Source organism: Ruegeria sp. CDSA033 (genome assembly GCF_059612305.1).
The window spans coordinates 472,895-495,380 of sequence record NZ_JBXWQI010000001.1; the positions used below are offsets into that span (position 1 = coordinate 472,895).

24 protein-coding genes are annotated in these 22,486 nt (G+C 57.1%); 13 read left to right on the forward strand and 11 right to left on the reverse strand.

Annotated elements, in window-relative coordinates; all coding sequences use genetic code 11:
- Nucleotides 1-3: 3 nt before the first annotated feature.
- From AC2FLA_RS02355 to AC2FLA_RS02370, 4 genes are all read right to left on the reverse strand, one after another.
- Nucleotides 4-876: an ATPase gene (locus AC2FLA_RS02355; protein ID WP_496720196.1), complete on the reverse strand. Its 873-nt coding sequence runs from the start codon at nucleotides 874-876 to the stop codon at nucleotides 4-6.
- A 49-nt stretch (nucleotides 877-925) separates the two neighbouring features.
- Nucleotides 926-1,822 (reverse strand): DMT family transporter, encoded by an 897-nt coding sequence (locus AC2FLA_RS02360; protein WP_282151571.1) that lies wholly within the window; start codon nucleotides 1,820-1,822, stop codon nucleotides 926-928.
- Between the two features lie 104 nt (nucleotides 1,823-1,926).
- Nucleotides 1,927-3,054 carry an OmpP1/FadL family transporter gene (locus AC2FLA_RS02365; RefSeq protein WP_058277787.1) on the reverse strand — a complete coding sequence of 376 codons (1,128 nt, stop codon included), beginning with the start codon at nucleotides 3,052-3,054 and terminating at the stop codon, nucleotides 1,927-1,929.
- A 121-nt stretch (nucleotides 3,055-3,175) separates the two neighbouring features.
- Nucleotides 3,176-4,009, reverse strand: a complete 834-nt coding sequence (locus AC2FLA_RS02370) for a DMT family transporter (protein ID WP_496720197.1) — start codon at nucleotides 4,007-4,009, stop codon at nucleotides 3,176-3,178.
- Here AC2FLA_RS02370 and AC2FLA_RS02375 point away from each other — a divergent pair.
- Entirely contained in the window at nucleotides 4,008-4,142 is a 135-nt protein-coding gene (locus AC2FLA_RS02375; protein WP_496720199.1) for a hypothetical protein, read from the forward strand. The genes AC2FLA_RS02370 and AC2FLA_RS02375 overlap by 2 nt on opposite strands.
- A 36-nt stretch (nucleotides 4,143-4,178) precedes the next feature.
- Here AC2FLA_RS02375 and guaA read toward each other — a convergent pair whose 3' ends face one another.
- The gene (guaA, locus tag AC2FLA_RS02380) at nucleotides 4,179-5,738 is read right to left on the reverse strand and encodes a glutamine-hydrolyzing GMP synthase (RefSeq protein WP_058271462.1); all 1,560 of its coding nucleotides are present in this window, start codon (nucleotides 5,736-5,738) and stop codon (nucleotides 4,179-4,181) included.
- Nucleotides 5,739-5,829: 91 nt separating this feature from the next.
- Here guaA and AC2FLA_RS02385 point away from each other — a divergent pair, with 91 nt between their 5' ends.
- Both AC2FLA_RS02385 and AC2FLA_RS02390 read left to right on the forward strand, forming a co-directional pair.
- Complete coding sequence (locus AC2FLA_RS02385) at nucleotides 5,830-6,270, forward strand: GNAT family N-acetyltransferase (protein ID WP_496720201.1); 441 nt, start codon at nucleotides 5,830-5,832, stop codon at nucleotides 6,268-6,270.
- 133 nt (nucleotides 6,271-6,403) lie between these two features.
- Nucleotides 6,404-7,948, forward strand: a complete 1,545-nt coding sequence (locus tag AC2FLA_RS02390; RefSeq protein WP_496720202.1) for a trimethylamine methyltransferase family protein — start codon at nucleotides 6,404-6,406, stop codon at nucleotides 7,946-7,948.
- Here the strand turns inward: AC2FLA_RS02390 and AC2FLA_RS02395 are convergent, their stop codons facing one another.
- Nucleotides 7,949-8,236 (reverse strand): DUF6477 family protein, encoded by a 288-nt coding sequence (locus AC2FLA_RS02395; RefSeq protein WP_496720204.1) that lies wholly within the window; start codon nucleotides 8,234-8,236, stop codon nucleotides 7,949-7,951.
- A 252-nt stretch (nucleotides 8,237-8,488) separates the two neighbouring features.
- Between AC2FLA_RS02395 and AC2FLA_RS02400 the strand changes: the two genes are divergently transcribed.
- On the forward strand, nucleotides 8,489-9,598 hold the full coding sequence (locus AC2FLA_RS02400) for a DUF6456 domain-containing protein (RefSeq protein ID WP_496720205.1): 1,110 nt from the start codon (nucleotides 8,489-8,491) through the stop codon (nucleotides 9,596-9,598).
- A gap of 52 nt (nucleotides 9,599-9,650) precedes the next feature.
- Entirely contained in the window at nucleotides 9,651-10,574 is a 924-nt protein-coding gene (locus tag AC2FLA_RS02405) for a hydrogen peroxide-inducible genes activator (protein WP_496720207.1), read from the forward strand.
- A 48-nt stretch (nucleotides 10,575-10,622) separates the two neighbouring features.
- Here AC2FLA_RS02405 and AC2FLA_RS02410 read toward each other — a convergent pair whose 3' ends face one another.
- On the reverse strand, nucleotides 10,623-11,171 hold the full coding sequence (locus AC2FLA_RS02410; protein ID WP_496720208.1) for a peroxiredoxin: 549 nt from the start codon (nucleotides 11,169-11,171) through the stop codon (nucleotides 10,623-10,625).
- Between the two features lie 263 nt (nucleotides 11,172-11,434).
- Between AC2FLA_RS02410 and lipA the strand changes: the two genes are divergently transcribed.
- Nucleotides 11,435-12,385 (forward strand): lipoyl synthase, encoded by a 951-nt coding sequence (gene lipA, locus AC2FLA_RS02415; protein ID WP_058277796.1) that lies wholly within the window; start codon nucleotides 11,435-11,437, stop codon nucleotides 12,383-12,385.
- Entirely contained in the window at nucleotides 12,382-13,524 is a 1,143-nt protein-coding gene (locus tag AC2FLA_RS02420) for an amidohydrolase (RefSeq protein ID WP_496720210.1), read from the forward strand. The genes lipA and AC2FLA_RS02420 overlap by 4 nt, the downstream gene beginning before the upstream one ends.
- Before the next feature lie 4 nt (nucleotides 13,525-13,528).
- On the opposite strand, the gene AC2FLA_RS02425 is transcribed toward AC2FLA_RS02420, so the two are convergent.
- A complete protein-coding gene (locus tag AC2FLA_RS02425; protein WP_496720212.1) occupies nucleotides 13,529-13,888 on the reverse strand; it encodes a hypothetical protein in 360 nt (119 codons plus the stop codon).
- Between the two features lie 131 nt (nucleotides 13,889-14,019).
- Complete coding sequence (hpt, locus tag AC2FLA_RS02430; protein WP_058271886.1) at nucleotides 14,020-14,562, reverse strand: hypoxanthine phosphoribosyltransferase; 543 nt, start codon at nucleotides 14,560-14,562, stop codon at nucleotides 14,020-14,022.
- A 71-nt stretch (nucleotides 14,563-14,633) separates the two neighbouring features.
- Between hpt and AC2FLA_RS02435 the strand changes: the two genes are divergently transcribed.
- Nucleotides 14,634-15,080, forward strand: a complete 447-nt coding sequence (locus tag AC2FLA_RS02435) for a type II toxin-antitoxin system RatA family toxin (RefSeq protein ID WP_058271887.1) — start codon at nucleotides 14,634-14,636, stop codon at nucleotides 15,078-15,080.
- A gap of 37 nt (nucleotides 15,081-15,117) precedes the next feature.
- Nucleotides 15,118-16,413: an MmgE/PrpD family protein gene (locus AC2FLA_RS02440; protein ID WP_496720214.1), complete on the forward strand. Its 1,296-nt coding sequence runs from the start codon at nucleotides 15,118-15,120 to the stop codon at nucleotides 16,411-16,413.
- Here AC2FLA_RS02440 and pyrC read toward each other — a convergent pair.
- Nucleotides 16,410-17,447 (reverse strand): dihydroorotase, encoded by a 1,038-nt coding sequence (pyrC, locus tag AC2FLA_RS02445; RefSeq protein WP_496720216.1) that lies wholly within the window; start codon nucleotides 17,445-17,447, stop codon nucleotides 16,410-16,412. The genes AC2FLA_RS02440 and pyrC overlap by 4 nt on opposite strands.
- A gap of 154 nt (nucleotides 17,448-17,601) precedes the next feature.
- Between pyrC and AC2FLA_RS02450 the strand changes: the two genes are divergently transcribed.
- A complete protein-coding gene (locus tag AC2FLA_RS02450) occupies nucleotides 17,602-18,510 on the forward strand; it encodes an AAA family ATPase (RefSeq protein ID WP_496720218.1) in 909 nt (302 codons plus the stop codon).
- Nucleotides 18,510-19,766 (forward strand): vWA domain-containing protein, encoded by a 1,257-nt coding sequence (locus AC2FLA_RS02455; protein WP_496720219.1) that lies wholly within the window; start codon nucleotides 18,510-18,512, stop codon nucleotides 19,764-19,766. Before AC2FLA_RS02450 ends, AC2FLA_RS02455 begins: the two co-directional genes overlap by 1 nt.
- 3 nt (nucleotides 19,767-19,769) lie before the next feature.
- Here AC2FLA_RS02455 and AC2FLA_RS02460 read toward each other — a convergent pair whose 3' ends face one another.
- Nucleotides 19,770-20,270, reverse strand: a complete 501-nt coding sequence (locus AC2FLA_RS02460) for a hypothetical protein (RefSeq protein WP_082637106.1) — start codon at nucleotides 20,268-20,270, stop codon at nucleotides 19,770-19,772.
- Between the two features lie 242 nt (nucleotides 20,271-20,512).
- Here AC2FLA_RS02460 and AC2FLA_RS02465 point away from each other — a divergent pair, with 242 nt between their 5' ends.
- Nucleotides 20,513-21,481 (forward strand): XdhC family protein, encoded by a 969-nt coding sequence (locus AC2FLA_RS02465; protein WP_496720221.1) that lies wholly within the window; start codon nucleotides 20,513-20,515, stop codon nucleotides 21,479-21,481.
- Nucleotides 21,478-22,479, forward strand: coding sequence for a molybdopterin-binding protein (locus AC2FLA_RS02470; protein ID WP_496720223.1), 1,002 nt, complete (start codon nucleotides 21,478-21,480; stop codon nucleotides 22,477-22,479). The genes AC2FLA_RS02465 and AC2FLA_RS02470 overlap by 4 nt, the downstream gene beginning before the upstream one ends.
- Nucleotides 22,480-22,486: the final 7 nt, after the last annotated feature.

Below are 22,486 nucleotides of genomic sequence, written 5' to 3' on the forward strand. Positions count from 1 at the left end.
TAATTAAGCCCGGTTTGTCCGGGTCTCAAGGGTGCGTTCGATCAACTCATCGAAATCACCCGCATCGCGGACCTTGTGCATGTCATCAGCGGTGACTGTGACACCCCAATTGTCCGCCATGGCCTGATAGCGCGGTTGGCGGTGCGCCAGTGCGCGGGCATAGGTCCAGCGGATAAAGGCGTCCGGGTCGACGTCCTCGGGTGCGTAACCATGTTCGGTGAGGTATTCGTCCCAGACCCGGGTCAGAAACTCTGCCTGATAGGACATCGGCTTGGGGGCCTTATCGAAACGGCGGATCAGTTCTGCGGTGTGATCTTCATCGCCCTTGATCCAGATCATCAGGGTTCGGCGGGACAGCTCGGACAGGACGTGATCTGCCCGGTCTTCGGGATCGACCCATTCGCAGATTGACCCGCCGGTATCGCAGATGAAGTTCGGGTATTGATACAAACGCTTGGCGCGGTCGATGAAATACTCGGTGTCCAACAGGGCGTGGATCTCAGCCAGGCGGAACTGCTCCTGCCGGCGACGATACTCCGTCAGTTCCAAGCCACCCAGTTCCGGGTTACCCGGTTTGCCCAGATAGGTCGCAACCGGTGTCAGGTTTTCGAACGAGATATTCGAGCCGATATAGATCGAATCCGACAGCAGCAGGTCGCGCAGGAATGGAACTTTCATCGCCTCGGCTTTGGCGTTGTCGATGATGTATTCGCCCATGTACCGGGTGCCGATGCGGTAATCGATCGAGTAGTGGAACCAGTCCCCGGAATCGCGCAGCACGTTCGACACATAGGTCTTGCCCAGCCCAGACATGCCGAAGAACAGCACTTTTTTCCGGGCCGCTTCGCGCCAGTCCTTCGCCGAGCTGTAGATCATTATCCGCTGTCCCTTTTTCTGACCTAGCTAAAACGGGCAGGGGGCGGCGTCAATCACGTGAGCGGGACCAGTTGAGAATCAATAATCCTATTGCCAGCACGGCAAAGCCCAAAAAGGCCTGCGGCGGTAAGGTTTCGTCGCGCACCAATGTGCCTAAAACGATGGCGACTGGCGGTATGACAAGCGTTACCAACATCAGGTTTCCGGCCCCGGCCATGGCCAGAACACGGTAGTACAGCAAGTACGCTCCGGCTGTTGCGATCAGGGCGTAATAGGCAATGGCCGCCCACGTGATCGCCGGCAGGTTCAAAACGGGAAGGCCGTCGACCGCGAGGGAAACTGGCAAAATCAGAATGGTTGAGCCGGTCAGCATGCCAGCAGCGGCAACTATGGGAGACAAGCCTGACAACTTGATTCTGGCCCACGCTCCGGCCAACGCGTAAGAAACTGTTCCGGCGATGATTGCCAGTTGGGCAACGCTTTGAAGGTTGAAAGTTGCGAAATTCTTCAGGCCAATTGCAATTGCAACACCCAGAAAACCCAGACCGACACCCACTCCGCGCGCCAGGGTCAATCGCTCGTCCTTGAAGAACATTGCGGCGATCAGAACGCCGAAAACAGCGGTTGCGGCATTCAGGATCGAGGTCAGGCCAGTCTCGATGTAAAGCTGCCCCCAAGCCATAAGCGAGAAAGGGATGGCATTGTTCAACAACCCCATCATCAGGAATGCGCCCCAGATACGCGGACTGGTGGGAACGCTCAGCTTTTTGACCCAGACAACGATCCACAGCGCCAGCATCGCCCAGAAAACGCGGTGCAGAACCGAGGTCATGACCGGGATCGTGTCCAATGCGACGCGGATCGCGATAAAGGATGCGCCCCAGATCACGCCCAGAAGCAACAGTTCGGCCCAAGCCCTTGGAGAAAGGTGTTTTTGAGGTTCCATAGCCCGTTCTTGCATTCCCCAAGGCGATGTTCGACCCGAAACTTGCGCAAAGAAAAACCCCGCCGAAAGTGGCGGGGTTTTTGTAGTTGGTTCGGTAGGCGGGATCAGTTCAGCGTGTATGTGAGCTGCAGACCGACGCTCCATGCCGAGTTGCCCGAGAACTCGCCACCTGTAGTGGTGGTCGCGTCTCCGATGTCGGTATAGCGGATGCCGCCAGAGATCTGCGCCTGCTCGAAGGAGTATGTACCACCTACGCCAAGGCTCCAGAAACCGTCGGTGGGGCCGAGGTTCGAAACAGCAGAACCTGAGGACGTTTCATAGCCCGCAGAGATCGCGCCAGAAAACTCTTCGGTGAACTTGTAGCCAAGACCCAGTGTGTAGGTGAAGGTGTCGTCCGCGTAGTCAACCAGGTTCTGTTGTGCAGCGGCAGTATAAACCGGCGGTGCCAGAACTGTCTGTGGCCAGTCAACCCAGCGGATCGAGCCGAACAGCAGCGTTTTTGGTGCTACACCGGTCTGGAAGTCCAGATTCACTGACTGAGGCGTCACAACTTCGGTTTCGGTCTGTGCGGTCACAAGCGGTGCGGGGACGGGCGGTGGTCTCCGGTTGATGGACTCTGTCGAGTCGAAATCGTGCGTGATTTTAGAGTTGTAGGTCAGTGCGACACGTGCCGCGATTTCGGGACGTTCCCATGCGACGCCAACGACGTAACCGAAGTCAACCTCAGAGCCGGATTCAAATTCGTAACCGGCAACAACCGGGACAGCAACCGTTGCCTTGGCTCGCTGTGCGCGAATACCGCCGATTGCGCTGAAGCCGCCATCGAACTTGTAACGCACCAGGGCAGTAATCGCATCAACATCCGCTTTAGCGCGCAAAACGTCGGTGCGACCACCAAAAGCGGCCAAGGGGTTCTGCGACAAAGGATAGTTCGACGGGTATTCGACATCGGCACCGTACGGTTCATCATAGATGAGAGCAAAGTCCAACTGATCGGTAAACGAATGCTTGTATGCCAGGTGTGGTGTCCAGAAGCTTTTGGCGATGTTTCCGGAATCAACACCGTTCTGCTCACCGCTCACGTCGGGGTTTGCATAACCCAAACGGAACTGAACAACAGAACCTTCCTCAAACAGAATGTTGACGCCCTGGCCGCTGCGATCAAGACCGCCTGCGTAAGCACCGGTTGCGCCAACGCATACCGCACACGCCTGTAGAAGCGCTTTTTTCATTAGTTCCTCCCTCTAGGTCTCCTGGAGGTCAGCGCCTGTTGATATGTGGTGCGGACTGACCTGCATTGTGGTGCTCGTTATTTTCTTGAGCTTTACCTTATCGTCAACTGGTGACCGTGCGTTACTTGTGTTGAGTGTCGCGTAGAGGTGTTGCCAAACTGTTACGATTCTCGGCGTGAACGTTCAGGAAAATACCTACGAAAATTACCGCAGCGCCTAATAGGGTCCAGTGATCCAGCGGTTCGTGATACAGAACCATACCTATGACCGCGATTGTGGGCAGGCGTGCAAAGTCAAACGGCACCACAACGGTTGCCGGGGCAATCGCCAGCGCATTTGTGATGCAGTAATGCGCCAGCAGCCCGGCCAGTCCCACCAGCAACAAAAACGGAGCTGTGCTTGCCGAGGGCAGGGTGATTTGTCCGTCGATACCCGATGCGATCAGCCCCAGCACGGCTTGCATTACTGTCAGCCAGAACATGATGCATCCGATGCTGGCAAAACGAGTGAGGGACTTTGTTGATATCGTTGTTAAGGCAAAGAAAATAGCGGACATAGCAGCGGTCATCACACCTGCACTGAGAGGCACGGAGCCCGGCCGGGCGACCAGAAGAATTCCCGCAAATCCGATCAACGCCGACATCATGCGCACCGCCGTCAGACGTTCTTTCAACAAAAGCGGAGACAGCAGGATGACCCAAATGGGTTGCGTGAATTCCAGCGCAAAAACCTGTGCCAGAGGAATGACACCGACTGCGTAGAACCACAGGTTCTGCCCGGTGAAATGCAGCACGTTGCGAACCCCATGCAATCCGATCCGTTCGGTCGAGACTTGATGCCATTTGCGTGTCAGGGTCAGAATCAGGGCGACCACGCAGATGCCCACGAGGCTGCGGTAGAACATGATCTCGAACGTGTCATGGGTCACGCTCAGTTCACGGCCAGCGATTGCCATGGACGAGAAAGAGGCAATCGCCCCGGTCATCCAGAGCGCTGCCTTGCCGATCTGTGGTCTGGCCGTTTCCATCCGGGAGCCTGTAGATTTTGGTTATACCAAATTGATTGCTATCGATTTTTTCACGGCGTGAAAAACAAAAAAGCCGGGACAGAGCCCGGCTTTCGCATTATTCCCACTCGATGGTTCCGGGTGGTTTTGATGTGATGTCATAGGTGCATCTGTTGATGCCCTTGACCTCGTTGATGATCCGTGTGGCCGTTTCGCCCAAAAACTCATGGCTGAAAGGGTAATAGTCTGCGGTCATGCCATCCACCGATGTCACCGCGCGCAGGGCACAAGCGTAGTCGTAGGTGCGTCCGTCGCCCATAACGCCAACAGTACGCACGGGCAGGATGGCAACAAAGGCTTGCCAGATGTCATCGTACAAACCGTGCTTGCGAATCTGGTCGATATAGACCGCATCCGCTTCGCGCAGGATATCCAGCTTTTCGCGGGTGATCTCACCGGGGCAGCGAATCGCCAGACCGGGACCGGGGAAAGGGTGACGACCAATAAAGCTCTGCGGCAGGCCCAGTTCGCGGCCTAGGGCGCGAACCTCGTCCTTGAACAGCTCGCGCAATGGTTCGACCAGTTTCAGGCCCATTTTCTCTGGCAGTCCGCCAACGTTGTGGTGCGATTTGATCGTGACCGAGGGGCCGCCCGAGAAGGACACCGATTCAATGACGTCCGGATACAGCGTGCCTTGCGCCAGAAACTCTGCACCATCGATGGTGTCAGCGTGTTTCTGGAACACGTCGATGAACAGCTTGCCTATGATCTTGCGCTTGGTCTCGGGGTCGCTTTGACCTTCGAGTTCACCAAGGAACAGATCGCTTTCGTTCGCGTGGATCAGCTGGATGTTGTAATTATCGCGGAACATGCCGACGACTTCTTCGGCCTCGTTCTTGCGAAGCAAGCCATGGTCCACGAATACACAGGTCAGCTGATCGCCGATTGCCTCGTGGATCAGGATCGCCGCGACCGAGCTGTCGACACCACCGGACAGACCGCAAATGACCTTTTTGTCGCCGACCTGCTCGCGGATCTTTTCGATCATTTGTTCGCGATAGGCACCCATGGTCCAATCGCCCTTGAACCCGGCAAGTTTGACGAAATTCTCATACAGTTTTGCACCCTTGGGTGTGTGGTGCACTTCGGGGTGGAACTGAACCGCATAGAAGTGACGGTTGCTGTCCGCTGTAATCGCGAAAGGTGCGTTGGGGGAGGTGCCGTAAACGGTGAAACCGGGCGCGATTTCGCTGACATGGTCGCCGTGGCTCATCCAGACTTGTTCATCGCCATCGGTGAACCAGCCGTCCAGAATATCCAGCTTTTGGTTGGGGGTCACAAACGCACGCCCAAACTCGGCCGTGCCGTGTCCGCTTTCAACCTTACCGCCCAGCTGGTGCATCATCACCTGCTGGCCGTAGCAGATGCCAAGGATTGGAACGCCGTAATCAAAGATCTCTTGCGGTACACGGGGCGAACCCTCACGTGTCACACTGTCAGGACCGCCCGAGAATATCACGGCCTTAGGGGCCATTTCCCGCACAAAGTCCATTGTGACCTTTTGATAAGGGTGGATTTCGCAATAGACATTCAGCTCGCGCAGGCGGCGCGCAATGAGCTGCGTAACCTGGCTGCCGAAGTCGATGATCAGAAGGCGGTCATGGGTGTCTTGGGTCATGGTTGGCTATTAGGTCGCAAGCCTTGCATGTGCAAGCGCTATGACGTCATTTGTGCAATTGTGCCTCAGGATAATACAGAAAGAGCGCGAGATGCCCGAGATCATACTACGCCGCGCAAGTGCTGCTGATACCGAAGCCGTTACAACGTGCATTGCGGCGGCCTATTCGGATGCATTGCGCGATATTCCGGATCTGCCCGATGTCACGGACGGCGTTGGCGACGATATCGCCGCGCATCAGGCCTGGGTTGCCACGAAGGATGAAGACATCGTCGGGTTTATTGTTTTTGACAGGGTCGATTCTGCGATGATGATCTTTAACCTCGCCGTATCGCCAAAGGCACAAGGGGCAGGGTTGGCGAGGCGGTTGATCAAAATAGCGGAACAAGAAGCCAAGGGAACGGCCACCGCTAAGCTCAGGTTGCGAACGCATAAATTAATGCAAGCGACAGTCTCCATGTACCTATACATGGGGTGGCACGAGAAAGAGGTGAGCGGCATGACTATCCTGATGGAGAAGGAACTTTCCTGATCAGAGCAAGTGCCTGACGGTTTTGGTTCCTGCGGATGTCGCTTTTCCCCCTATAGCGCCGTAAATTAGATGCTTTGCCCCAAATGCTTGCTGTAACAAACTGATCAAATCAATCAATAGACGGGATCTTCTCATGGCAGAGGCAAACACCCGGCGTCGGGCAAGAGGTGGCGGTGGCGCCGCCCGCCGGGCCGAACGTACCGCGGTTCGCATCGAAACGGCGAAATACATCGAACGGAATATTCCGAACTTCGAGGTTCTCAACGAAGAAGCGTTAGAAATCATCGAAACCAATGCGGAAACCATTCTGGCCGAAGTCGGCGTGAACTTTGTCGACAACCCAGCCGCGTTGCAGCGCTGGAAAGATGTTGGCGCCGATGTCGATGGTGAACGCGTCCGCATTCCGCGTGGTTTGGCACGTCAGCTGATCAAAACCGCGCCCAGCGAATTCACGCAGCATGCCCGTAACCCCGAGAAATCGGTTGTCATCGGTGGCCGCAATCTGGTTCTGGCCCCGGTGTACGGCCCGCCCTTTGTGCGGGACGCGCAAGGTGGTCGTCGCTATGCGAACATGGAAGATTTCAACAAGTTCGTGAAACTGGCCTATATGTCCAAGTGGCTGCACCATTCGGGCGGGACCGTGTGTGAGCCGACAGATATTCCGGTGAACAAGCGTCACCTGGACATGCTGATGGCGCACATGACCTTGTCGGACAAGCCGTTCATGGGCTCGGTCACCGATCCAAGCCGCGCGCAGGATTCGGTTGAAATGTGCGAGATTCTGTTTGGGAAAGAGTTCGTTCAGGAAAACACGGTGATGACCTCGCTGACCAACATCAACTCGCCGATGACCTTCGACGACGTGATGATGGGCGCGCTGGAAGTTTATGCGAAGAACAATCAGGCCTGCATCATCTCGCCCTTTATCGTGGGTGGTGCGATGGCGCCGGTTTCGATTGCGGGGACACTGACGCAGGTTCTGGCCGAAGTTCTGGCTGGCGTCGCGTACAGTCAGATCATCCGCCCGGGCGCACCTGCGATTTTTGGTGCCTTTGTGTCATCGATCGATATGAACTCTGGCGCGCCGACATTTGGTACGCCCGAGGCATCGATGGTTACCTACGGTGCGGGCCAGCTGGCGCGACGTCTGAACCTGCCGTTCCGCTCGGCCGGGTCGTTCTGCGGCTCGAAACTGCCTGATGCACAGGCAGCCTATGAGACCGCAAACTCGCTGAACATGGGGCTGATGGCTGGCGTGAACTTCATGCTGCATTCCTGCGGCTGGCTTGAAGGCGGTCTGGTGGCGGATTTCGAAAAATTTGTCATGGATGCCGACCAGTTGGGTGTTCTTCACGGCCTGGCCAAAGGCGTGGCCTATGATGAGAATGCGCAGGCGATGGATGCGATCCGCGAGGTTGGCCCCGGCGGTCACTACCTGGGCTGCGCCCATACGCAGGAGAATTTCAAAGAAGCGTTCTGGAAGTCCGATGTTCTGGATTACAAACCCTTTGAGACCTGGGAAGACGAAGGCGGGCGCGACACACGCCAATTGGCCACGTCGCGGGTCGAGCATCTGCTGGCCAATTACCAGCAACCGCAACTCGACCCCGCCGTCAACGAAGCATTGAACGCATACGTGGCGGAAAAGAAAGCATCCATGCCGGATGCCTTCACCTGATCATTGATATTGCGCGGCGCGACTGGCTTTGAACAGTTGCGCCTCGCCCAAAAGCGCGATCAGCAGGTCCAGATGGCGGACCAGCGAATAGGCGGCGTCTTCGGCCAGCCTTTGGGTGTTAACCTCTCGTTCCAATTCCAATAGACGAACCAGCGCAGACCCTGTGCCGGGAAGCGACCCGTATCCCAGAACACGCTGAAGATGCCGATCCCGATCATATTCCTGCGCTCCAATTTTTGCAGCCCGTGCCAACAGGCGTGGGCGGCGGAGCGTTGTAATCATGGTCATCAGGTCCTGCATTTCGGTGATCCCTTGGTTGAACAGAAGATAGCCATTTGTCACACAACCTAAGCGAGTGTTGCCTTGTGTGGGTTCCCTCCGAACTCTGACTTCATGAGTGTTTATGATTTTGAATCAAATCTGGTTGTTGTCTCTCCCGGTTAACGAACGAGTAACGAAAGCGGCTCTAGTTAGGATTGGTTAACACATTCACCGGGGGCGATTGAGAACCGATTGTTTTGTCGACGAGGGCAAGTAACTATGCAAGAAAACATGGCTTTCACCATTCCGGCGTGGGTGCCTGAAGGGGCGCAGAGATACCTGGCGCATACCGAAACCGGTCAATCGATCCGCGACATCGCGCGATCCGTGGGGTGCCATGCGTCAACCATACTCAGACAGATCCGACGTATTGAAATGCGCCGGGACGATCCATTGGTGGATGCTGCGCTGCAGGCGCTGGCAGAGGTCCATTTCACGGATCAACAGGGGCGTGCAGGATCCCTGAACGAGCCTTTGGGCGTTCAGGCCAACGATGCAACAAGCAAGGACGATGAGTTTAACCGCGAAGCTCTTCGAATACTGCGCCGCCTTTGCGAAACCGGCGCGGTTCTGGCTGTGGCGGAAGAGATGGACAAGGCTGTGGTCGTTCGGGACACCGGCGACAGCGGGACCGCAAGAACTGCGGTCGTCGATTGCACGATTGCGCAAGCGCTGGCTCTGAATGATTGGATATCCTGCGATAATCCCGGACGTATTTCCCGGTATCGCATCTCTTCCTCTGGGCGGTCGGCCTTAAGCCAACTGATCGCCGAGGCCGAGAACAAAGCGCGCGCCAGAAACGAGTTCGGCATGGCCGAGGCGCAATCGCCGTTTCAGGCGCATGGCGAACAAAGACAGGACAGGTCGTCGCACGGCGCCAGACGTATTCGGTACAGTGCTGCCGAAAGTCCGCTGATCGCGTTGGCGCGCAGGCGGGACAAGGACGGAAAGCCCTTTCTCGACGAAACTCTGGTCGGCGCTGGCGAACGGCTGCGCGAAGACTTTGAGCTGTCGCAGATCGGTCCGCAGGTTGCCCAAAACTGGGATCACTTTCTAACGGCCGGGGGGCGGGGAAGTTTCGCAAATGGAACGTATGCAGGCCAGGGATCGTCAGACGCGCGCGCTCGGGTTGAACGTGCCCTGTCGGATCTGGGACCGGGGTTAAGCGACGTGGTACTGCGGTGCTGCTGTTACCTTGAGGGGCTCGAATTGGCCGAAAAACGCATGGGCTGGTCGGCGCGTTCCGGGAAGATCGTGTTGCGCATCGCCCTGCAACGCCTCAAGCGCCATTACGAAGATCAGGCAGAGAAAACTCGCCTGATTGGGTAGAAGTTCCATAATTCACAGTTGAGGTTTCAGGGGGTAGTGATAGAAATTGCCTATGAATTTTACCCTCAGACAGCTTCAGTATTTCAATGCGGTGGCAGATCAGCGCAATTTTGGTCGTGCGGCGCAGGTCTGCCATGTCTCACAACCCGCGCTGTCGGTTCAAATCAAAGCGTTGGAAGAGACCTTGGGCGGGCCGCTGTTCGAACGTCAGGCCCGCGATATACTGCTAACGCCATTGGGGCGCGACGTGCTGGACTACGCCCGTCAAGTCCTGGGCGCTGCCGACAGGCTGAACCAGTTCGCAAAGGATCATTCCGTTGGGCATCGGTCTTTGGCGATTGGAATCATCCCGACGATTGCTCCTTATCTTTTGCCCGGTGTTTTAGCCGGACTGCGCACAGCCGACGTCTCCTTGCGGGTGCAGATCCGCGAGGCTCGGACCGAACGCTTGCTGGCCATGCTGCGGGCCGGGGAAATCGATGCCGGTGTTATGGCCTTGCCGGCCGGCGGAAACGAATTGTTCGAATTGCCGCTTTTTGAGGATCGTTTTCTGCTTGCCGGAAGCGCGGGGCGGCTTGGGACAGTACACTCGGACCCGGATGCCTTGCGCCCGGTGGATTTGCAGACCGCGCAGCTGATGTTGCTGGATGACGGGCATTGCCTGACGGATCAGGCGCTTGAGGTCTGTGGTCAGGACAGAAGCAGCGGTTTGATCAATATGGGGGCATCCTCACTGGCGACACTGTCGCGACTGGTTGCCGAAGGGTTTGGTCTGACACTCATGCCTGAACTCGCGGCGCGATCGGAAACCGAAGCAGTTCCGGGGCTCAAGCTCATGCGGTTCGGGGCACCGCAGCCTGCACGGACGGTGGGGTTGGTCCGGCGCTTTTCGACAGGACATGAAGACTGGTTCGACAGTCTGGCGGAAGTCATCCGGCGTGTTGGCGAAGATATCGTAACCGCGACCCGTCACTAAAAAAAGGCCCGCCAGAGGCGAGCCTTTGATACGTCAGCCTGACAATTCTTATGCCAGTGCCGGTTCTTTGGCTTCTTCCAGGTGGTTCATCAGGGTTTCCGGGGACGAAACGCCATAGGGGTCTTCGGGGCAGTTGTCCATCAGGCCGGGCTCTTCGAACCAAGCTTCGACTACACCATCGGTTACGATGGCAGCATAGCGCCAAGAACGCATGCCAAAGCCCAGGTTTTCCTTGTCGACCAGCATGCCCATTTTACGGGTAAATTCGCCCGAACCGTCAGGGATGACTTTGACGTTTTTCAGGCCCTGATCCTGTGCCCATTTGTTCATGACAAAGCTGTCATTCACGGACATGCAGTAGATTTCATCGATGCCCTTGGCAGTGAAATCGGCATACCCGTTTTCGAAACCGGGCAGTTGGTAGGTCGAGCATGTGGGCGTAAACGCACCTGGCAGGGAAAACAGGATGACGCGCTTGCCTGCGAAGTAATCCGCGGTTGTCTTGTCTTCCCAACGGAACGGGTTGGATCCTTCGATTGCCTCGTCGCGGACGCGGGTATGGAAGGTAACGGAAGGCAGTTTTGCGCCGGTTTTCATCTACGGGCTCCTGTGATTCACATTAGAATTAATGGTGACTTAAAACAGTTCTAAACCGCCTTCAACGCTAGAAATGCTGCATTTGCGATATAACTTTAAGTAACAGTAAACATAAGATAAATCCTGCTAATATGTTTGAAGCGCGGCGCGGCTTCTTCGGTTACAAACCTGCTATGCATGGCGGGTATGCCCGGGTGGCATAGTCTGCGCGGGCGTATTATGTTAGGGCAAAGCAAATTGACCCAAAGTCAGGAAAGCCAGCCGTGCGTGATCTGAAGATCCCAGAACAACGTCATCCCGAAAAAGCGCATCGTCCAGACAATGCGCAGCCAAAAAAGCCCAAGTGGATACGCGTCAAGGCACCCGGCGGTAAGGGCTATGCTGAGACGCACAAGATCATGCGCGAGAATAATCTGGTCACTGTCTGTGAAGAGGCCGGATGCCCAAATGTTGGCGAATGCTGGAGCCAGGGCCACGCCACCATGATGATCATGGGCGAGATCTGTACGCGCGGCTGTACCTTCTGTAACATTGCAACGGGACGTCCGGACTCGTTGGATGCGTTTGAACCAGGGCGCGTGGCGCATGCGGTTGAAAAGCTGGGTTTGAACCACGTCGTGATCACATCTGTTGACCGCGATGATCTGAAGGACGGCGGTGCCGATCATTTCGCGCAGACGATACGCGCGGTGCGGCACCGGTCTCCGAAGACGACCATTGAAATCCTGACACCTGATTTCCTGAAATGTGACTCTTCCGTTCTTGAGACTGTCGTCGAGGCCAAGCCGGACGTGTTCAACCACAATCTGGAAACCGTGCCCGGTCTGTACCTCGAAGTGCGTCCCGGTGCGCGCTATTTCCACTCGCTGCGGCTGTTGCAGCGCGTCAAAGAACTGGACCCGTCTATTTTCACCAAATCGGGAATCATGGTCGGCTTGGGTGAAAATGAGCAAGAAGTTCGGCAGGTAATGGATGACATGCGCGCGGCCGATATCGACTTTCTAACCATCGGTCAGTATCTGCAGCCCACGCCCAAACACCATGGTGTGGATCGGTTCGTGACGCCGGAAGAATTCGCATCCTATGAAAAGGCAGCTTATGGCAAAGGGTTCCTGATGGTGTCCGCGACACCACTGACCCGGTCGTCCTATCACGCGGGGGATGACTTTGCCCGGTTGCGTGAGGCTCGCCAGAAAAAGCTGGAACAGGGGTGACACCCGAAGCGCACGCGCGGCTGACACGCCTGCGCCACGACCTGCATCAATATCCCGAACTTTCCGGGCAGGAGCGCGATACCGCTGCTCGCATGACAGAGCTTTTGAGGGGCTTCGGGGCGGACCATGTGCTTACCGGACTGGGAGGGCATGGCGTTGTCGCGGTTTTTGACAGTGGGCAGGCTGGGCCAACCGTTGGTATCCGGTGCGAATTGGATGGGCTGCCGATTCAAGAGCTTGGCACGCACCCCTATGTGTCGAAGGTTCCGGGCAAAGGACATCTGTGTGGCCATGATGGGCACATGGCGATGGTGCTTGGTGTTGCCGAAGACCTGGCGCGTCGCCGACCCCAAAAGGGTCGGGTAGTTTTGATCTTTCAACCGGCTGAAGAAACCGGGCAGGGCGCCATCGCCTTTCGCGCGGACCCTCAATTCGCGAAGATCGCGCCGGACTACGTGTTCTCTCTGCACAACCTGCCGGGGTTGGAACTTGGTGCAGTTGAGTTGTGTCAGGGTTCGGCCAATTGCGCCTCGCGCGGGATGAAAATCATCCTGACCGGCAAGACGTCCCATGCGGCTGCGCCTCAGGATGGGGTTTCACCTGCTCGGGCAATGTCTGAATTGATGTTGCAACTGGCAGGCTTTGGCGCGGGCGGCGCGTTGGATGCCGATTTTGCGCTGACAACTGTGACGCATGCCCGTTTGGGAGAGCCGACTTTCGGCGTCGCTCCGGGAAAGGCCGAGATCTGGGTGACCTTGCGCACCGTTTCAGACACCCGGATGCAAACGCTGATGACCGAGGCCGAAGCGCTGGCGCGCCGCACCGCATCCGCCAACAGTCTGGGTGTTGAGATCACCTATGACGATGTCTTCGAAGCCTGCGTCAATCACATCGACGCGGTGAGCATCATCGCGACGGCCTGTGCCGAGCGTGGAGTACCGTGCCATTCAACAGAGACGCCGCAAAAGTTCTCAGAAGATTTCGGGCAATTTGGGAAAGGCGCGAAAACGGCCATGTTCTGGCTGGGGTCGGGGCAGGATCATCCGCAATTGCATAACCCTGACTATGATTTCCCAGACGCACTTATCTCGGTAGGAGTAGACGTATTTGTTGCCGCAATTCGATCACTTAATGGCTGAAACTTCAGTTTACGAGATCGCTCACTATTCCAACGGCATCAATGACTGTCTTAGTGTCATCCGATATCGACAGGATTTCGTCATCCACGCGGATATATCGCTGACCGGCGGGTAGGGGCTTCAACTTCCAGCCGTCCAGGTCATCAAGATAGTCAAAATTCAGATCGTTAGGGAGTTTCTGGCCTCGCGTATAACGCTTGATCTGTCCGGGCGGTACACCAACGCCTTTATTGGTCTTTATCGACTTTTCGATTTTCGACTTGTCTGGGCCTTTCCCTTTGCCTTTGTTGTCTTTTGCGTCCGCAAGACCAACCGTTGCGGCGACTGCGCAAGTCGCCAGAAGCCCAATAGACATTACTTTCATAAGCAGAATCCTCCCAAGATGATCGGAGGGTAATCTGTTGTTGAGGGCGTTGTCCAATGGTATTCAATTAAGTGAATGCAAAGGTACGCAGCTACTTTGATTATTGAAATCTGGGTCTATTTTTAGCCTTCTCAGTCTTCGACAAAACGAACCTTACCAATAAACGGCAAGTTGCGATTGCGCTGCGCGTAGTCGATCCCGTAACCCACAACAAATTCGTCCGGAATTTCAAAGCCGATCCAATCGGAACGGAAATCGACCTCGCGCCGGCTGGGTTTGTCCAGCAAGGCAATGGACTTAAGTCGGCTTGGCTTGCGGCTGCGCAACAGTTTTGTGACGTGGTTCAGCGTGTGGCCGGTGTCGACGATATCCTCAACAGCCAAAACATCGCGCCCTTCAATCGCGCCACGTAAGTCTTTGAGAATGCGTACTTCCCGGCTGCTTTCCATCGCGTCTCCATACGAGGATACTTCGAGGAAATCGACTTCGATCGGCAGGTCCAGCTCGCGCACCAGATCCGCGATGAAGACGAAACTGCCGCGCAGCAGGCCGACCACGATCAGCTTGTCGGTATCTCCGAATTCTGCCGTGATTTCGCGGCATAATTCCTCGATTCGGGCTGCAATCGCCTTGGCCGAGATCATCGTATCTATCACATATGCGCGGTCGCTCATCGCTGCCCCCTTGATCTTTGGCGCGCAACATACGACATGACGCGCCATTGTCACCTGAAAAACCGGACGCCATGCCTACTCATTCGGAAACACGTCACCTTCCTTACACTGCGCAGCAGATGTACGAGCTGGTCGCGGACGTGGCAAAGTATCCCGAGTTTCTGCCTTGGTGCGCGGCCGCCCGCATTCGTCGGACCTATGCGGCGGGCGAGGCGCAGGTCATGGAAGCGGATCTGGTGATCTCGTTCAAAGTGTTCCGCGAACGGTTTGGTAGCCGGGTGACATTGTTTGCCGATCAGAAAAGAATCGACACTGAATATCTGGACGGCCCATTCAAATACATGAAATCCGACTGGCAGTTCGCTGACGCCGATGATGGCGGATGCAACATCACTTTCCACGTGGATTTCGAATTCAAGAACGCCATTCTGCAAGGGATCATCGGTGTGGTCTTCAACGAGGCCATGCATCGGATCGTTCAGGCCTTTGAGACCCGCGCAAAGGACTTATACAGCTAGGTCTTTACCCCGGGTTGACGGTCGCTAGACTGCGTCCATGACCGATTTTACCACTTCACTGGCAGCCTTCGCGGCGGGGCCCATCACGACGACTTTGCAGACGCGGGTCGTTACGTCTCTTTCTGTTATGGACTGGATTGCTGTCGGGCGTGCCGGAGTTGATGAGCCTGTTTCCCGGACAGTGCGCGACCTCGTGCTTGGCGAAGGGGGTGCGGAACAAGCACGCCTTTTTGGTGGAGGTGCGGCACCCCTGCGCGGTGCTGCATTGGTAAACGGAACCGTGTCGCATGCCCTGGATTATGACGACACGCATTTCGCCCATATCGGCCATCCATCGGTTGCCGTCCTTCCGGCGGCGCTGGCGCTAAGCGAATGGGACGATCGTATTCTGGTCGATCTCCTTGAAGCCGCGCTGGTTGGGATGGAGACGTCCATTCGGATCGGCCTCTGGCTGGGGCGTGATCACTATCAGGCGGGCTTTCACCAAACGGCAACGTCCGGTGCGTTTGGTGCGGCTGTCGCTGCAGGGCGCATACTGGGGTTCGACGTCGAACAGATGCGCAAAGTTCTGGGCCTGACGGCGACTAGGGCTGCCGGTCTAAAGGCGCAATTCGGAACGATGGGAAAACCTTATAACGCGGGTCTTGCGGCCTCTGCCGGGGTTGAGGCAGCTTTGTTGGTGGCATCGGGATTCGAACCCAATTCAGACGCGCTGGAAGGGTCCTATGGATTCGGCGCGACACATAAAGGACAGTCTGACATTGCAGCCTCATTGGATGGGCTGGGTGCGGAATGGCTTTTTGAAAGCGTCAGTCACAAGTTTCATGCCTGTTGCCACGGATTGCACGCCGCGCTTGAGGCCGCGCGCGACCTGGATATCGCCGAACCGGAAGTCGCCGAGATCAAGATCAAGACGCATCCAAGGTGGATGAGTGTCTGCAACCAGACTTCCCCGGCAACTGGCCTCGGTGCCAAGTTCTCATATCGGACGGTGATCGCGATGCAGGCACTTGGCTATGATACGGCCTTGCCGAGCAGCTATTCGGACAAGATATGCGCCGACCCGCGACTAGTATCCTTGCGGGACCGAGTCTCTGTCGAAGCGGATGACAGTTTGTCAGAAACGCAGGCGCACCTGACCTTGTTGCGCCGTGATGGGGCAAGGCGCGAGGCCACGCATGACCTGTTGGCCCCGATAACGCTGTCGGGCCGTGAGGACCGGGTGCGAGGCAAAGCCAACAAGCTGATCGGAACAGAGGACGCGGACGCGATCTGGTCGATGCTTCGCACCGGAGGCCGCGTCCGCGATTTGTCTGCTTTGCTGGCGGGTTAAGTCACGCGCCAGTGTAGCGGGAAACCCGGTTCAAACACTGTGACCGGACCTTCGTCGCAGTCGATCTTGTCCGGGTATTCCACCGGTTCGCCTTTGGTCAGGGTGATGGTTTCCTCATTCACCGGCAGGCGATAGAAGGCCGGGCCGTTCAGAGACACAAAGCCTTCCAGCTTGTCCAAAGCGCCCTCGCGGTCAAACATCTCGGCCACAAGTGACATTGTGTTGGTCGCCGTGAAACATCCCGCACACCCGCAGGCCATTTCCTTGTTGGCGTCGGTGTGGGGTGCGCTGTCAGTACCCAGGAAATACCGCGCATCGCCAGAGGTCGCAGCCGCCAGCAGAGCCAGTCGATGTTCTTCGCGCTTGGCGACAGGCAGGCAATAGTAATGCGGCTTGATTCCACCAACGAGGATATGGTTGCGGTTGATGATCAGGTGGTGCGCCGTGATCGTTGCACCCAGATCCTTGTCATTGGATTTGACATAGTCGACACCGTTCGCGGTCGTTATGTGCTCCATAACCACGCGCAGGCCGGGTGTGGCCTTGCGGATCGGATCAAGAACTCGGTCGATGAACACAGCTTCGCGGTCGAAGATGTCGATCTCGGCGTCGGTCACCTCACCATGCACACACATGGGCAGTCCGATCTCGGCCATCTTTTCCAGCACCGGACGCACTTTGTCGAAGTCCTGCACGCCGGAGGCAGAGTTGGTCGTCGCGCCCGCCGGGTACAATTTGACCGCTTTGACCAGACCGCTGGCATGGGCTGCTGCCATATCATCGGGGTCGGTATCCTCGGTCAGGTACAGGGTCATCAACGGCTCGAACGTCATACCGTCGGGCAGCGCGGCCAATATGCGGTCGCGATAGGCGGCGGCCTGATCGCCGCGCACGACGGGCGGCACAAGGTTCGGCATGATGATTGCGCGGGCAAAATGACGCGCGGTTTCGGGCAGGACGGCCTGCAACATCGCGCCATCGCGCAGGTGCAGATGCCAGTCGTCGGGGCAGCGGATCGTGAGGGTATCGGTCATGGCCTTCCGCTAGCACAGCGGACCCGGCGGTGAAAGACCTTCAATTCGGTTCCAGACCTTGTCAATCAGTCCGATCGTCGTAAGTCCCGGAAAGAACACGGCCTTGACGCGCGCGGGTGGTCATGACCTGTTGTGCCAAGGGAGAGATCGAAACATGACACAGCCAGATTCCATCGACGCCGTCCAATCCATGTTGGGTGCGCAAGGCTATGTCTGCGGGCGTGCGCTGGCGACGGTGGTGTTCTTGTCCCTGAAACTGGGCCGACCACTGTTTCTGGAAGGTGAGGCCGGGGTGGGCAAGACCGAGATCGCCAAGGCCCTTGCCGCCGGTCTGAACCGGCGCCTGATCAGGTTGCAATGCTACGAAGGTCTGGATGCCTCTTCTGCTGTTTACGAATGGAATTTTCCGGCGCAGATGGTTGCGATCCGCACGGCCGAAGCCTCGGGCGGGGCGGATCGGGGCACATTGCAGACCGAGCTATTCTCGGACGAGTACCTGATTGAACGCCCGCTGCTGCAGGCAATGCGCCCGGATGAACATGGTGCGCCGGTCCTGTTGATCGACGAGCTTGATCGCACAGACGAACCTTTCGAGGCGTTCCTGCTCGAAGCGCTCAGCGATTTTCAGGTCACGATTCCTGAACTGGGCACGGTCAAAGCACCGGAGCCGCCCATCGTTATCGTCACCTCGAACCGCACACGTGAGGTGCATGATGCACTAAAAAGACGCTGCCTCTATCATTGGGTCGACTACCCCGATTTCGACCGAGAGATCGAAATCCTGCACGCGCGCGCGCCGGAAGCTGCCGAAGCGCTTAGTCGTGAGGTCGTGGCCTTTGTTCAGCATCTACGCACCGAAGACCTGTTCAAGAAACCGGGTGTGGCTGAGACGATAGATTGGGCCAAATGCCTGCTTGCGCTGGACGTCATCAACCTCAGCCCCGAAGTGATCGGAGACACCCTGGGTGCGATCTTGAAATACCAGGACGACATCCAGAAATTGCAGGGATCCGAGGCGAAACGAATACTGGATCAAGCCAAAGCGTCGCTGGAACCAGCCTGATGGCTGAACAGCTTCCGATCGACATTCCGGACAACCCCAAACTGGCGCAAAACATCACCCATTTCGCACGCGCGTTGCGTAAGGCCGGGTTACCGATTGGGACGGGGCGAGTGGTGGATGCCATTCGCGCGGTACAGGCGGCGGGGTTCACGGAAAAACAGGATTTCTATTGGACATTGCACGCCTGTTTCGTGAACCGCCCGGAACACCGCACTATATTTGCGCAGGTCTTTCGCCTCTATTGGCGTGACCCCCGATATCTTGAGCACATGATGTCCATGATGCTGCCGGCTATTCGCGGCGTACAGGAAGAACGCAAGGCTGACGCAGCCGAAAAGCGCGCGGCCGAGGCGTTGTTGGACGGGGTTGAACGTGATCTGCCCGAAGTGGCTGAGCAGGAAGAAGAAACCGAGTTAGAAATCGACGCCTCGCAAACGGCGTCCTCCGAGGAACGTCTGCGCAGTCTGGACTTTGAGCAGATGAGCACCGCCGAGATCGCGCAAGCTAAGCGCATGCTGTCGCGGCTTGCTCTGCCGGTGAAGCCAATAGAATCCAGACGTGGTCAGGCTAGCCATCTGGGGCATCGCATCGACCGGGCGCGGACATTGCGCGCGGCGATGCGTCAGGGTGGAGAGTTGCGCGATATTGCTAAGCTCAAGCCGAAACCTCGATGGCCCAATCTTGTCGTGCTTTGCGATATCTCGGGGTCGATGAGTCAGTACAGCCGGATCGTCCTGCATTTCCTGCATGCGGTGTCGAACGCCAAAGGGGCAGGCTGGGCCAAGGTTCACGCATTCACCTTTGGGACGCGTCTGACGAATATCACCCGTCATCTTCAGCAGCGCGACGTAGATGCCGCACTGGCCGCCGCCGGGGCCGAGGCGCAGGATTGGGAAGGGGGAACGCGGATTGGCGAGTGTCTGCACGCGTTCAACCGCGATTGGTCGCGGCGGGTCATGGGGCAGGGTGCTGTGGTCCTATTGATCTCGGACGGGCTGGATCGCGGAGACCCCGAGGCGTTGGGTAAAGAGATGGAGCGACTGCACCTGTCCGCGCGCCGTCTGATCTGGTTGAATCCATTGCTGCGGTGGGATGGGTTCGCGCCCAAAGCGCAGGGTGTTGCGGCCATGCTGCCCCATGTGGACAGTTTCCGTGCCGGCCATTCGATTGCGTCGCTGGAAGATCTGGCTGCCGTCATCTCAAAACCCGATGACGTGGGTGAGAAAGCGCGGTTGATGACCGCGCTTTCCGACTGAATATCAGCTCAGCTGTTCTTCGTTACATTTGCGCGCCATTTCCATGGCCTTATAGGTGCCAGTCAGGTCAACAGTGAAGGCAAATTCCTTTTCCGGGAAAACGACCATGACTTTCTGCTTGGCCAGGTCGTCCGCGAATTGAGGGTCATCTGACAAGACGTAACCACCCGAATAACCTTTGGTGATGTTACCCTTCATTCCGGTCGCTTCGCCGACATAGATATTGTCGCCCAACAGGACCGCCACGGCTTCTTTCTCGCCACGCTTGATATCGGTCTTGGCCTTGGTGAACACGCCAACATAGCCCACGCCACGATCTTCGGTCAGGCCCATCTGAACGACGTTTTCAGCATCATCAACAGCTTCGATCAGGCAGGATTTCTTGTCCTCGTCGATAAATACTTTCCAACCTTCGACCTCGCCATAACGCAGGAACGTGTCTGCGGATGCAACGCTTGCGGTGAACAGGCCAAGTGCCATTCCGAGTGTAAAAATGCGTTTCAACTCTCTGTCTCCATTGTCAAAAATTAATATGCGCATACTGGAATGCAGCAGCTACGCATGTAGGCTAGAATCTGGTCCGGGTGCAATCAATGATTTCTGGGCTGCTTGGTAATCTGGGCTTGTATACGCCGATACAATTCTGAGTTTAACAGACAGGCCGAACATCCGGTATTCGCCTTAAGGCTTACTTTTCATTGCGCCAAACCTGCCTATGTTGGATCAGAACACGCCGGGAGGGTGCAATGGACAGATTCGACAACAGCCCAGAGACGGCCCTGAAGTGGCATACAGAGGGTCATCCAACCGCGCTGGCAACTGTGGTTGAGACCTGGGGCAGCGCGCCGCGTCGCGTCGGTGCCCAGTTGGTGATCGCCGCAGACGGGCGGATCGAGGGGTCGGTTTCCGGCGGTTGTGTCGAAGGCGCGGTCATCGTCGAAGCGCATGAGGCGATGGACGAAGATGATGCGCGTCTGTTGGAATTTGGCGTCAGTGATGAAGACGCTTTTGCCGTGGGTTTGGCCTGCGGCGGAACGATCCGCGTTTTGGTGGAACCGATTGGTTCGGTAATGCCAGAACAGATGTTGCGCGATCTGATCGATGCGCGGGCGCGGCGTGAGCCTATTGCATATGAGGTAAACATCGAAACCGGTCACCGGGCTTTGCGCCGCAATGCCTATCCGGACCGAATGCGGATGGACCGGTCCGGGTTCGAAGAGGATGGGCACACATTTGTTGCGGTCCATAACCCTCCACTACGCCTGATAATTGTGGGCGCAGTTCACATTGCACAGGCGTTGGTTCCGATGGCTAGGATCGCTGGATATGACCCCGCTATCATCGACCCGCGCGACGCCTTCGCCTCTGGTGCCCGTTTTCCGGGCGAAACCATCCTGACCGATTGGCCGGACGAGGCCGTGGCCAAACTGGGCATGGATTCGCGAACGGCTGTAGTCCTGTTGACCCACGATCCGAAACTGGACGATCCGGCTTTGGAATCTGCATTGAAGGCGGGCGTGTTTTATATCGGAGCGTTAGGCTCGACGCGAACGCACGCCAAGCGGGTCGCGCGCATGAAAGAGGCTGGTTTTGCGGACGACCAGATTGCTCAGATCCACGGACCTATTGGATTGGACATCGGCGCGGCGGATCCGTCTGAGATTGCGGTAGCCATCCTTGCACAAATGACGGCCGTGCTGCGGGGCAAGGCGTGAAGTTCGGCCCGGTTCCCGTTTCTGAGGCCACTGGCGCGATCCTTGCGCATTCCGTTCAGGTTCAGGACACCAAACTGCGCAAGGGACTGCAGTTGACGGCCGAACATTGCGCTCAGCTAACTGCTGCAGGGTATGGTGACGTCACGGTTGCACAGCTCGAGCCCGGAGATTGCCACGAAGACGAGGCCGCTGAAGTGCTGGCCGCGGCGCTTGCACCTGATCCGCAAGCCGCAGGTTTGCGAGTGACGCAGCCGTTTACCGGGCGTGTTAACTTGTTGGCCGACGGTCCGGGGGTCGTGGAACTAGATGTCGGGGCATTGCAGGCGTTCAACTGCGTCAATCCGATGATAACGGTAGCGACCGTGCCGCAATATCAACAGATGGGTGCGGGCGGGATGGTCGCCACGATCAAGGTGATTTCCTATGCGGTCTCAAAAGAGGACGTCGTGCAAGCCGCCGATCTGGCCAAAGCTTCGATTCGTCTGACGGCCCCTGTACACAAATCGGCAGGATTGATCGTTACGGATATTCCGGGCGGTCCGCCAAACGAAAAAGGTATCGCAGCCATTCGCGGCCGGGTCGAGGCCCTTGGCATGGACCTAAGCGATGTACGGATCGTGTCACACAAGGCCGAACCGCTGTCGCAGGCCATTTCAGCGGCAGTGGGCGACATCGTGATGATCTTGACCGGCTCTGCCACCTCTGATGCATTTGATGTTGCACCTCAGGCCGTGCGCGCTGCGGGTGGTCAGGTGGACAGGTTCGGCATGCCCGTTGATCCTGGTAATCTGCTGTTTCTTGGAACACTAGGCTCCAAGCCGGTGATTGGACTTCCCGGATGTGCCCGTTCGCCGGCGTTGAACGGAGCGGACTGGGTCTTGTCGCGCGTTGCATGCGGGATCGAGACAACCGGCGCAGATATTGCGGCGATGGGCGTCGGCGGGCTGCTGAAAGAAATTCCAACCAGACCGCAACCGAGATCTGCGCGCAAAAGGTGATGGGGCG